General features: G+C 62.2%; 11 protein-coding genes and 3 tRNA genes. 6 read left to right on the forward strand and 8 right to left on the reverse strand.

The genetic code is table 11. The features are described 5' to 3' along the window. The first annotated feature begins 10 nt into the window (after positions 1 to 10). Positions 11 to 226, forward strand: coding sequence for a TOBE domain-containing protein (locus C7402_RS35020; RefSeq protein WP_091996411.1), 216 nt, complete (start codon positions 11 to 13; stop codon positions 224 to 226). 74 nt (positions 227 to 300) lie between these two features. Next, the gene (locus C7402_RS35025; RefSeq protein ID WP_112174672.1) at positions 301 to 540 is read left to right on the forward strand and encodes a DUF6566 family protein; all 240 of its coding nucleotides are present in this window, start codon (positions 301 to 303) and stop codon (positions 538 to 540) included. Between the two features lie 4 nt (positions 541 to 544). On the opposite strand, the gene C7402_RS35030 is transcribed toward C7402_RS35025, so the two are convergent. The 3 genes from C7402_RS35030 to C7402_RS47195 all read right to left on the reverse strand — a co-directional run bounded on the left by C7402_RS35030 (position 545) and on the right by C7402_RS47195 (position 2558). Then, positions 545 to 1480 (reverse strand): DnaJ C-terminal domain-containing protein, encoded by a 936-nt coding sequence (locus C7402_RS35030; protein WP_116613818.1) that lies wholly within the window; start codon positions 1478 to 1480, stop codon positions 545 to 547. A gap of 108 nt (positions 1481 to 1588) precedes the next feature. Beyond that, positions 1589 to 2038, reverse strand: coding sequence for a hypothetical protein (locus C7402_RS47500; RefSeq protein ID WP_133254612.1), 450 nt, complete (start codon positions 2036 to 2038; stop codon positions 1589 to 1591). Further along, positions 1980 to 2558, reverse strand: coding sequence for a hypothetical protein (locus C7402_RS47195; RefSeq protein ID WP_165842063.1), 579 nt, complete (start codon positions 2556 to 2558; stop codon positions 1980 to 1982). The genes C7402_RS47500 and C7402_RS47195 overlap by 59 nt, the downstream gene beginning before the upstream one ends. Positions 2559 to 2727: 169 nt before the next feature. Here C7402_RS47195 and C7402_RS47850 point away from each other — a divergent pair, with 169 nt between their 5' ends. Continuing rightward, positions 2728 to 3630: a tail fiber protein gene (locus C7402_RS47850; protein WP_244315007.1), complete on the forward strand. Its 903-nt coding sequence runs from the start codon at positions 2728 to 2730 to the stop codon at positions 3628 to 3630. 28 nt (positions 3631 to 3658) lie between these two features. Here C7402_RS47850 and C7402_RS35040 read toward each other — a convergent pair whose 3' ends face one another. Then, positions 3659 to 4726 (reverse strand): tetratricopeptide repeat-containing glycosyltransferase, encoded by a 1068-nt coding sequence (locus C7402_RS35040; RefSeq protein WP_112174669.1) that lies wholly within the window; start codon positions 4724 to 4726, stop codon positions 3659 to 3661. A 135-nt stretch (positions 4727 to 4861) separates the two neighbouring features. Beyond that, positions 4862 to 6130 carry a DUF4214 domain-containing protein gene (locus C7402_RS35045; protein ID WP_116613819.1) on the reverse strand — a complete coding sequence of 423 codons (1269 nt, stop codon included), beginning with the start codon at positions 6128 to 6130 and terminating at the stop codon, positions 4862 to 4864. Positions 6131 to 6373: 243 nt separating this feature from the next. Between C7402_RS35045 and C7402_RS47205 the strand changes: the two genes are divergently transcribed. Next, complete coding sequence (locus tag C7402_RS47205) at positions 6374 to 6550, forward strand: hypothetical protein (RefSeq protein ID WP_165842065.1); 177 nt, start codon at positions 6374 to 6376, stop codon at positions 6548 to 6550. 90 nt (positions 6551 to 6640) lie between these two features. On the opposite strand, the gene C7402_RS35050 is transcribed toward C7402_RS47205, so the two are convergent. From C7402_RS35050 to C7402_RS35060, 3 genes are all read right to left on the reverse strand, one after another. Beyond that, positions 6641 to 6715: transfer RNA gene (locus C7402_RS35050), tRNA-Thr, on the reverse strand. A 10-nt stretch (positions 6716 to 6725) separates the two neighbouring features. Then, a tRNA-Gly gene (locus C7402_RS35055) sits at positions 6726 to 6801 on the reverse strand. A gap of 5 nt (positions 6802 to 6806) precedes the next feature. Then, positions 6807 to 6882, reverse strand: a tRNA-Asn gene (locus C7402_RS35060). Between the two features lie 95 nt (positions 6883 to 6977). On the opposite strand from C7402_RS35060, the gene C7402_RS35065 reads away from it, so the two are divergent. Together C7402_RS35065 and C7402_RS35070 are read left to right on the forward strand one after the other, a co-directional pair. Further along, positions 6978 to 7331 (forward strand): hypothetical protein, encoded by a 354-nt coding sequence (locus C7402_RS35065; protein ID WP_133254613.1) that lies wholly within the window; start codon positions 6978 to 6980, stop codon positions 7329 to 7331. A 33-nt stretch (positions 7332 to 7364) separates the two neighbouring features. Then, positions 7365 to 7580, forward strand: a complete 216-nt coding sequence (locus tag C7402_RS35070; RefSeq protein ID WP_116613821.1) for a hypothetical protein — start codon at positions 7365 to 7367, stop codon at positions 7578 to 7580. The last annotated feature ends 732 nt before the right edge of the window (positions 7581 to 8312 follow it).

Consider the following 8312-nt stretch of genomic DNA (forward strand, 5'->3'; position numbering starts at 1 on the left):
AGCCGAAGCAATGAGCATTACCGCCATCAACGTTCGCAACCAGTTTCGCGGCAAGATCAAGGAGATCATTCGCGGGCCCGTGGTATCGGAGGTCGACGTCGACACGACGTTCGGCATCGTCACCTCGGTCATCACCACCCGCTCGATCGACGAACTCGAACTCAAGGTGGGCTCGGAAGTGGTTGCGCTGGTGAAGTCGACGGAGGTGTCGATCGCGCGTCTCTGACGCACGCGGCGCGCGCGTCGTGCATGGCGGAAGTGCTAGGATGAACCGTCAACAGTCACATCGCGGAGGCGATCATGGAGCCGAAAGGCATCGACATGGGCGACTACCAGGAGCGCTATAAGGACTACGACATCGAAGTCGCGGTCGACCAGGTGCTCACGGGTGTGAAAGCGCACTTTCGCGTGTTGAAGGCCGATGCCGTTGTGGCGGACTGGCAACTCGTGCATATCACGCGCCTGTGGTCCACCGAGCACGCGGCCGCCGAAGCGGGTTTCGAGGCTGCGCGCGCGTGGATCGATTCGCAGGGCGCGTAATGAATTAGCGTTTGACGCGCGAGCCTGCAAGCGGCGCTTGTGGCTTTTGCGCCGTTTGCGCTGCTCGACGCTCCGCGTCGGCGAATATGTCGCGCAGCCGCTGGCGTTCGGTGTCGGTCAGATGCGAGGCGGCGCCCGGCATTGTGAGCACCAGGTTCAATGTGAGATTCCCCCGTGCGCCGTTGCGCTCCGATAACCCTAGCCCGGGCAGGCGGATGGGCGTGCCCGCATTCGCGTTCGGCGGAATCTTCACCTCCTGCGTGCGGCCCAGAATCTTCGCTTCAACGGTGCCGCCGAGCATGGCCGTCACGAAGTCGAGCTGAATGTCACAGGCGAGATCGAGCCCGTTGCGGGTGAAGGCCGAGCCGCAGACGATGGAGACCGAGAAAATGGCGTCACCAGACGGCCCGCCGTTGACGCCGGGGTGACCGCCGCCTTCGACGACGAGACGCTGACCGTCCCACGCACCGCGCGGAATCGCGACGATTTCGGACTTGCGCCAGCTCCGCAAGCCGGTGCCGAGACACTTCTCGCAATGGACGTTGCCGACGGTCTGCCGGCAGGCGTCGCAGGGGCCTTTCACGGGGTAGTGCGCTTCGACGCCGCCGCCTTCGATCGCCACTTCGAGCGGCACGAAAAGCTCGACCAGACAGTTTGCGCCGCGCATGGGCGGCCCGGCATGGCGCTCGCGCGGTGGGGCTTCGCGCGTGCGGCTGCTGTTCGATGGTGCGGCCGCCTTGGCCACCGGCGCCTGGCGCCTGCCGGTCAGAATCTCGAACGCTTCCTGAATGCGCTTGAATACCGGTTCGACCGCCGCCTCGCGGCCTTTGTTGCGATCGGGGTGATACTGCGCCCGCAGACGCCGGTAGGCGCGCTTGATCTCTGCCGGCGATGCCGTGACCGGCAATTGCAGCCGACTGTAGTATTCCTCGAAGCTCAAGCGCGTTCCCGGTGTTTCTGGATGTGATCTTTCAGGGCCGTCAGCAGCGCGCTGCGCGGTTCGGAGTGGTCCCGAACGTCGCCATGTGCCGTGGGTACTCGGGCGAGGTCAGGCGCGCGAGGCTGCTGAACGTGGGCCAAACAGGGAGCGCAACCCGCGCCCCTGAATTCCGTGGCGGATTTTACCTGCAATCGGTTGCGTTTCGAGGCGGGTGATTGAGGGCGTGATGGGTGGGCGTTGCCCGTTGAGCGGATCGTTGACACGGCATGCTTGTGAAGGCGTCCATGTCTGCACATTTTCGCGCCGTCGCATTCTGAAACGCACGGCGTGCATGCGCGTCGATTTCATACCACTCTGCAAAACGGCAGTTGTGATGCTCGTCACAGCATTAGTCGTATCAATCGATTGATAATCGCGATCGCCGCGCCTCCCGATTCGCCTACATCCAGACAAACTCAGCGATTTTCCGGTGGGCGTCTGCCTCGCAATATTCGCTAGTTCACGGCGATATGGCTTGAGTTTCCAGAGAAAAAAAGAACGAACCAGCATGCGCGCCATGTCGGTCCGGAGGCTTGCTGCGTGCAAAGCGATCCCGGTGACCGACGTGCTTTGTTAATGCCACTGTGGAAAAGAAAATGAAAAAGAAAATCTCAGCCGTTTTGATTCCAATTGCCGTGACGTCGTTGTTTGCCGGATGTGGCGGCGGTTCCGGCGGCGGGTCGGGCAGTATTGCGCCCGCAACCATCAACGGTGTAGCCGCAACCGGCGCTCCCGTTGCGAATGCCGAGGTCTCGTTGAAATGCGTATCGGGCGACACGTCGACGACGACGTCGGCCAGCGGCGCGTGGTCGGTCAGCACCTCGGGTCTTGTCTTGCCGTGTGTTTTGAGGGTCCAGACCTCCACGGGGCAGGTTTTGCATTCCTTTGTCTCCGGGCCTGGTACGACGGACATTACGCCTTTCACCGAACTCGTGACTGCGGCGCTGGCCGGCAGCACGGACACGGAAAGCTTCTTCAATTCGTTTTCGGCGGCCACGGCCAGTGCCGCAAGCTCGCAATTGCCGACGGCGTTGTCCAATACGCGACAACTGCTCGCGAGTCTCGGTATCGACACCAGTTCGCTGAATCTGATGAATCAGTCGTTCCAGCCGACATCGGGGAATGCGTACGACGATGCACTGGAATTGTTGCACACACAACTTTCCGACAATTCGACGAATCTTGGTGCACTGACGCAACAGCTCATCATGGGCAACGTCGGGGCGACGGGTGCAACGGGGCCGGCCGGCTCGACGGGGGCTACGGGGGCGACCGGAGCGGCTGGTGGCACTGGGGCAACCGGGGCCACAGGCGCGACGGGGCCACAGGGCGCGGCGGGTGCCACAGGGGCAACGGGCGCTACCGGATCGCAGGGGACGACGGGTGCGACCGGGGCTCAAGGGACGGCGGGTGCCACGGGAGTCGCGGGCGCAACGGGCGCCACTGGGCCCCAGGGGGCGACGGGCGCGCAAGGCGCGTCCGGCGATGCCGGTGGGTCGGGCGCACAAGGGGCCACCGGGCCCGCTGGAGCGACGGGCGCAGCAGGTGTGGCCGGTGCGGCGGGGGCGACAGGGGCGACCGGGGCGACGGGTGCAGCAGGAGCGACGGGGGCAACGGGTCCGATCGGTGTAGCCGGAGCGACCGGGGCGACCGGAGCGAGTGGAGCGAGTGGAGCAACAGGGCCGCAGGGAATTCAGGGGATTCAGGGCGTCGGCGGAGCCACAGGAGCCACCGGGGCTATAGGAGCTACGGGAGCGACTGGAGCGACGGGAGCCACAGGTCCGCAAGGTGCAGCGGGGCCCGCAGGAGCAACGGGCGCTACCGGCACGGTCTCCGGCCTTGGAAGTCCCGGCGGCGCTTCTACGTCGACAACGGGCACGGAATGTACGCTCGGAACGGTATGGCTGACGGCGGCACATTACAGTCCTGGGTTGCCGGCTAACGGGCAGTTGCTTCCGATCACCGGCTACACTGCATTGTTTGCGCTACTTGGCACGACCTATGGCGGAGATGGCGTGACGACATTCGCTCTGCCAAATCTTTCGGGCGTGACGCCGAATGGGCTGACTTATATGATTTGCGTTTCCGGCGTCTTCCCGTCCGCGAGTTGACACCCCGGTGCCTGTGAGGAACAGCGGCCTACAACCCAAAGTAGGCTCTGTTCGATTCCATGCGCGAAGCTTCCCCGGATGGGTAAAGCCGCTCCGCGAGGAGTCGCTTCAATGCTGCCCGGCCTTCCTCGACGGCTCCGGCGTACCACGCGCTCACGGACAATTCGTCCAGAGATCGCCAACGGTAAATCGAGTCGTCGACGAAGAGGGCGTCATTGGGGCGCGTCATCGATACCGCTCGGGCGGCGAACAGATGGGCCAGGGCAAATTCGCCGCGCAAGCGGTGATATCGCGCAAGGTCATGCAAAGGCTCGGCACGCGTCGGGCGCGCCTCGAAGGCGCTCAAATAGGCTTCGACCACTTCGCTTCGCGGTGCGCCCAGTGCTGCTGTCAGCGCGCCGATCTGGTAGAGGCTGTACCAGCACTCTTCGTCCCATCCCCCCATTGCGTGTCGTTCGCGGTACGTACGAATGCTGTCCGCGATTCGGCCGGCGTCGCGATAGCTCTGGGCAAGATAGAAACGATAACGTGCGTTTTCCGGCTCGTCGCGGATTGCTCGCTCCAGAACCTCAATATCACGCTCGTAGGTACGCGCGTCGCGCGCGCGTGCGCCGTCCCGGGAAACCATGATTGTGGCATCCGGCAGATCGACCCACGCATGGTCGCGGTTCTGGGTCAGATATTCATGCAGGACTCCTGCCCAATGCCACGGCTGTTTCGAAGCAACAAGGGCGTTACGCTGGTAGCTCCACTCGCCGAGCCTGCAACGGAATCGGTAGCCATCGGCACTCAGGGCTGGCCATGAGTAACCGTGCGGCAGCTCCAGCACTTCGTCCGCGTCGATGAAAAGAAGATAGTCGCCATGCGGCTTTGCAAGCGCCATGGCCTCATTGCGATTGTGTGCGAAATCACGCCACGGTCGCTCGTGCAATTCGCCGGGAACGTCCGCCATGCATTCGCGGATAAGCGCCTGCGTGCCGTCGCTCGAGCCGGTGTCCACGATGACCCAATAGTCGACCCACCGCTTGAGACTATCGAGGCACCGCCGGATGACCGGTGCTTCGTTCTTGACGATCATGTTCAGGCAAATCTTCATTGAACGCTCAACCAGACGCTAAAAGCGTATTATGCCCGCGGCAGCGACGGCAAATTGGTGGATTCCGCAAGGAAATGTGGCTGCGCTCGAGGCGTTGCTGACGTGTTGCCGGCGTGCAGGTCGTTCGACCTGCGCCTAGGCGGTAACGGTATGCGTCTCAACGACAGTCTGCGTTGGCTGACCCATCAGCGTAATCCCGACGCCGGTGATGGCGTTTGCCACCGTTGCCTCGGTCTGGATGCCTTGCGCCACTTGCTGGGCGATGCCTGCCATCAGCACAGCATGTGCGGTGTTGCCATCGACCGACGACAGATACAGGCGGGCGTTTGCGGCTGCGGTGTCGCCGCCGTACAGTCCGGCGGCGAAACTTTCCTGCGCGAGGGCACTGGTGAATGCAGTGGCGACGACCAGCTTGTCGTTGATTACCGCCTGGTCGCTTCCCGTCGCACCGTTCAGGATGGCCAGGGCCGCCCCGGCTGCGGAAATGGCGCCATTCCTGATTTGAGTCGCCCAGTACGCTTCTCCGGCGGCGTCAGGTGCACGGTTGAATTCTTGCTGGTAGATGGCGGTGAGCATCTGCTCGACAGACTGCCCGCCGTACAGCGCGTGCGACTCCGTCGAATTGCCGAAGGCACTGACGACCGCATCCAGATTGCCCCCGGCGGCTTGCAGTTCGCCGGCCCAGTACGCGAGTCCGCCCGAGTCCGCCGGGCGCCCATAGAACGCGATGTAGGCCGCCTGGATCGCTTCGGTCGCCGACGAGACGCCGCTAATCGACGCGGGTCCGGACGCCGGAAGGGCGCTGGCCATCGCGCTGAGTTCTGCTTGCGCACCTGACTCCGCCAACTGGGCGACGGAGCCGACGCCATTGATCTGCGCGGTTGGCCCGGCCACGACAACCTGTCCGCCTGGGAGGAGTGTCCCGATTGTGAAATCCAGGGCGTAGCCAGCACTGTTTGCGGACTCGATGGCCGCTGCCGTAGTGGCTGTCGCTTCCGGATTGGCGGCAACATCGGCGGCCGCCTGGCTCAGTGTCGGGAGGCCTCCGTTCGACGTGAACTGCGGATCGCTCAGTGCGGTAAGCATCGATTCGGTCAGCTTCGCCGGCGTCGCACCCACCACCGTGGAGCCAGGATAGCTCACCTGAATGTTATTGCTGGCGGACCAAGCCAGAACTTGCGCTTCGGTCACCAGTCCGTCGCGCACGGCGAACACCAGGTCGGCGACCGACGCGGCCGAGCTGTACGGGAAATTCGTGTTGTTGATGACCTCGGTCGCAAAGAAGTATTCGAGCGTCTGGACATCGGCGGCTGGCGCCTTATTGGAGAAAACCGAGACGCCGTCCATCGCATATTCAATCGAGGCAACGCTTCCGTCGGCATTCAGTGTGTTATAGGCGCTCATTCTTCTCCCCGAGTTATTTTGCTATTTGACCGGCCATTGCACGCGAAACCAGCGTCGCGCTTCTACTCAACGTTGAGGAGCGGCGCGATCAGAAAGTTGGGACGAGCGGGCGATTCAGGTAGGGTAGCGGCGCGCCTCCTTTAATCTTTAGCATCCGTTTCGGCTATTTTTCGATTTGTGACGGGCGTCACGTCTTGCGCGCTTTGAATCGCGTAGCGCCACACGACCGCCATCCGAGGATGCATGCGCAAGCTGCAAAATAAGAACGGACCGATGGCGCCTGGCGAGCGGCTCGATGAGATTGGGACGCTAATTCGCTGTGCGTATCTGCACGTCAAAATAAGCTCGGCTCACAGCGTCATCACGCAGTCGGTCAGAACCCTCTGCGGCAAGCGGGCCGATATTTATGCCGGGCGTTGATAGAGAAGTGTGGGGCGGCTGCCTTTGAGTTCGGCAAAGCCAGATGGGCGTCAAGGCTGGCTTGAGCGGGATGCTGAGGCAGCAAGAGAGTGGTGCCCATGGGCAGGATCGAACTGCCGACCTCTCCCTTACCAAGGGAGTGCTCTACCACTGAGCCACATGGGCGGATACTGACTGGAGCGGGAGACGAGGCTCGAACTCGCGACCTCAACCTTGGCAAGGTTGCGCTCTACCAACTGAGCTACTCCCGCATGTCTGGCTCCCCGACCTGGGCTCGAACCAGGGACCTACGGATTAACAGTCCGGCGCTCTACCGACTGAGCTATCGGGGATCAGAAGGAGCCGGATTCTACAGGACGGTTCGCGTCTTCTTGTGACGGTGGTCACAATTGCATCGAATTTGCAGTCCTCGGCTTTGAGCAAGGGCGTGCAAGGTGCAGTTGAAGCGGAACATCTTTGCCTCGTTGGCCTTTGCGGCGACAACGGCAAGTTGTGCGCGGCCGTCGCGCAACTCGACGCCACCAACGCCAAGAGCCTGGTCGATGCGGTCATTCCGCAGGCCATCGGCCTCGTTTCGTTGCTCCCGCTCGACTCGGGCGCCGCGACCGGGATCAAGCTTGCGCCGTGGGCAACGGTGCGCGTGCCGTGCGGCACGGTGTTCAACGTCAAAGGGCATTCGCTGGGCGGCTCGCGTCCGAGGTACGCGCCGCTGTTCCTGTCGGCGGCACAGATCGGCGCGCTCCACGCCTTCGAGCCGCCCAAGCGCGCGAATCTCGCATAGTACCAACGCTCCTGTGCCGATCTGGCGCGGCTGGTGATCGTTGCGAACGGGAGGGATGCGTGGTTCGGGTATTCGCGCCTCGATCCGCGCCGGATTCACCGGCCCGGTGAGATGCTGCATTTGCTTGAGCAGGGCTATCGCGTCTTTGACACTGCGGCGTGGCCGGGCGGCCTCGATCTGGACGACCACAGCATGGAATTAGTCGTAAGCCCTTTGGGGGTAAAGGCGGTGGCGAGCCTTCCTGTATGACTCCGCAGGCAAAGCAATTAGCGTTGAACGAAAACCTCCCGGCCGTACGCTGTAAAACGCGAGGCAACCGATCAGCTCGAAGGAAAATGAGTTGCGAGTTGTGATTGAAGTCACAAGTTGTTGACTTTATGGGAGATAGAATGAGTTGCCCAAAGGTCTGGGCAGCCATGTAGTAAAAGAGCAATAAAGCCACCAATTCTTCATTGTCGTTGAGTTGGTGGCCCACACCACGCCAAATAGGAAGCGGTCCGAACTTGCCGCGTGGCGCATTACGCCTCCCGCCCCTCCCAGAGGGCGGTGATTCTCCCTATGCCCGTGCAGTCTCACATGATTCGCACGTGAATTGTCGCCACGACACATCTGTATTCTCGCGAATTCGGTTGTCGTGCCTCGTAAATTTCCGCGCTTTAAGCCGGTCGGCCAACGTTGCGTCCACTGCGCGCTGGAAATGTGAGGCTTTGTGCGCACCATCACACCCTACCTCATCGCGTCCATCTGACAATGCCACGGCGTTCGATAGTCGGGGGCCTGTGCGTGGCCGATCTTCTGGCCATGCCACGAATATGCGGGCGCACACATGTGTTGTTAATCAGAAGACCAATTGGAGCTCTTAATGGCAGCGGCAGATTACTACTCGCAGGTACAACAGGCTTACATCGCCTACTATGGCCGTCCGGCTGACCCGGCTGGCCTGATTTACTGGGCAAACCAGCTCAACCAGGCTGGTGGCGA

The organism is Paraburkholderia unamae, from assembly GCF_003096875.1.
Lineage (GTDB): Bacteria > Pseudomonadota > Gammaproteobacteria > Burkholderiales > Burkholderiaceae > Paraburkholderia > Paraburkholderia unamae.

What these genes read in the sequence shown, in the direction of transcription:
- C7402_RS35025 (WP_112174672.1), top strand. Translation starts at nt 301, where the DNA reads ATGGAGCCGAAAGGCATCGACATGGGCGACTACCAGGAGCGCTATAAG.
- C7402_RS35040 (WP_112174669.1), bottom strand. Translation starts at nt 4,726, where the DNA reads ATGAAGATTTGCCTGAACATGATCGTCAAGAACGAAGCACCGGTCATC.
- C7402_RS47500 (WP_133254612.1), bottom strand. Translation starts at nt 2,038, where the DNA reads ATGGCGCGCATGCTGGTTCGTTCTTTTTTTCTCTGGAAACTCAAGCCA.
- C7402_RS35020 (WP_091996411.1), top strand. Translation starts at nt 11, where the DNA reads ATGAGCATTACCGCCATCAACGTTCGCAACCAGTTTCGCGGCAAGATC.
- C7402_RS47205 (WP_165842065.1), top strand. Translation starts at nt 6,374, where the DNA reads ATGCGCAAGCTGCAAAATAAGAACGGACCGATGGCGCCTGGCGAGCGG.
- C7402_RS47850 (WP_244315007.1), top strand. Translation starts at nt 2,728, where the DNA reads ATGGGCAACGTCGGGGCGACGGGTGCAACGGGGCCGGCCGGCTCGACG.
- C7402_RS35045 (WP_116613819.1), bottom strand. Translation starts at nt 6,130, where the DNA reads ATGAGCGCCTATAACACACTGAATGCCGACGGAAGCGTTGCCTCGATT.